Below are 1,712 nucleotides of genomic sequence, written 5' to 3'. Positions count from 1 at the left end.
ATGCAGTGGGTTGTTTTGTTGCAGTTCGATTCTTTCTTCTTCAGTCATAACATTACCTTTTCCAAGGCAACTAAAGGCCTTGAATTTACTCTAGAACACCGTCATCACTGACCGCTTCTAGCTCAATCATTTGGGCATATCATCCATTGCCCTTATCTATGCCTTTATGATGGCATAAAGCATGCTCGTTATCCTATTTATCTTTCAATTTAATTTTAATATGGTCACTTACCATCCTGATGTTGCGTGTAATACAGCCGCCCCTACTAAAAAGGGTCTGTCTTAAAGATCCACCAAACTAGCTCAAGTTAACAAAAACCATGATAGAAGAATGAAATATCCCTACTTTATCAATGGAATTTAAACTTATTAGAACGCAGTGTTGCTAATTAACAGTAAGGTGCTATGTTAGAAGTGGTATAGAAACCTACTAATAATGATATTAAACAATGATATAACTATAAATAAAGGTTGGCTTTGACCATGTTTGACTACTCCCAAATCAGCAGAGTAGCCGCCCAAGATAAAGACATTATCGCTATCGTTGATGATCTCTTTCGGCTAGCTCGCGAACATTACCCCATTCTATCTAGGCTTTCGGTCGTGCTGTGCAATGAAAATAGAGCATCGAATTATTTTGTTTCGGATACTCTGTGCCAAGAAGCTGAGCATCGCTACATCGAACAAGAACTAAAGCCAGAATCAGCTTTATCTAGAATGGCTGAGTCTTTAGATACTCGAATCATCCACGACCTCACCACCATTAGCCCAACCAAACAAATATCTCACTTGCTCGATATCGGTCATCAAAGCAGTTACACAACACCTATTCATCATCAAGAAAGTAATCTTGGGTTTGTGTTTATCAATGCTTCATCAACGGGGTTCTTTGCTAACCAAACCATCCAGTGTGATATCGCTTATCTCACTCAAGTGATCTCTAGCCTTTTCATTCAATGGTTTGAGCGCCAACGTCACTTTCAATCCTCTTTAGCGATTGCTTTAAACATGGGTCATGCGAGAGACCCAGAGACTAAAGAACACCTTATTCGCATGGGTAAATACAGTGAACACATTGCTCGTACTCTGTCGCACAGCAAGGAAGAAATTACGCACCAATTCATTCACCGAATTCGGCTGTATGCGCCCTTTCACGACATAGGTAAATATCGAATTCCAGATAAAGTGCTATTCAGTAGCGCACGCTTTAATGAAGAAGAACGAGCCGTCATGGACAACCACACCTTGTACGGTGAAGAAATGATTAACAATGTGGTTGCCCTATCATGCCATAGCGCGATGTGTTCTGAGGAAATCCAATTCATTAAAAATATCGTACGTCATCATCATGAAAGGTTTGATGGCACAGGGTTGCCCGATGCTTTGAGTAACACAGCAATACCGCTCGAAGCACGCATCGTGACATTAGCCGATGTATTCGATGCGCTGATGAGCAAAAGAGCCTATAAGCACGCGTGGACACTCGATGAAGTCATGGATTACATTGAGGCTCACTCGGGTTCGATGTTCGACCCTGAGTGTGTTGTGGCTCTTAAACAGAACCTAGATGGCTTTATGGCAATTAGGGAGCAATACAATGACGATGTTCAACCACACGTCATGACAGCTTGATCTATGACACCTTGAACTGTAACGCCTTGGTTGTGTAGACCAAAGAAAAAGCCAACCAACAAAAAAGGATGCCAATTGGC

General features: G+C 41.5%; 1 protein-coding gene. It reads left to right on the top strand.

The window, feature by feature from the left end:
• Positions 1 to 471: 471 nt before the first annotated feature.
• The gene (locus AB4653_RS27515; protein ID WP_102257299.1) at positions 472 to 1,632 is read left to right on the top strand and encodes an HD-GYP domain-containing protein; all 1,161 of its coding nucleotides are present in this window, start codon (positions 472 to 474) and stop codon (positions 1,630 to 1,632) included.
• The last annotated feature ends 80 nt before the right edge of the window (positions 1,633 to 1,712 follow it).

This window comes from Vibrio sp. 10N.222.48.A3, from assembly GCF_041475345.1.
In the GTDB taxonomy this organism is placed as follows: Bacteria; Pseudomonadota; Gammaproteobacteria; order Enterobacterales; family Vibrionaceae; genus Vibrio; species Vibrio tasmaniensis_A.
This window is presented reverse-complemented; position numbering and strand designations above follow the sequence as displayed.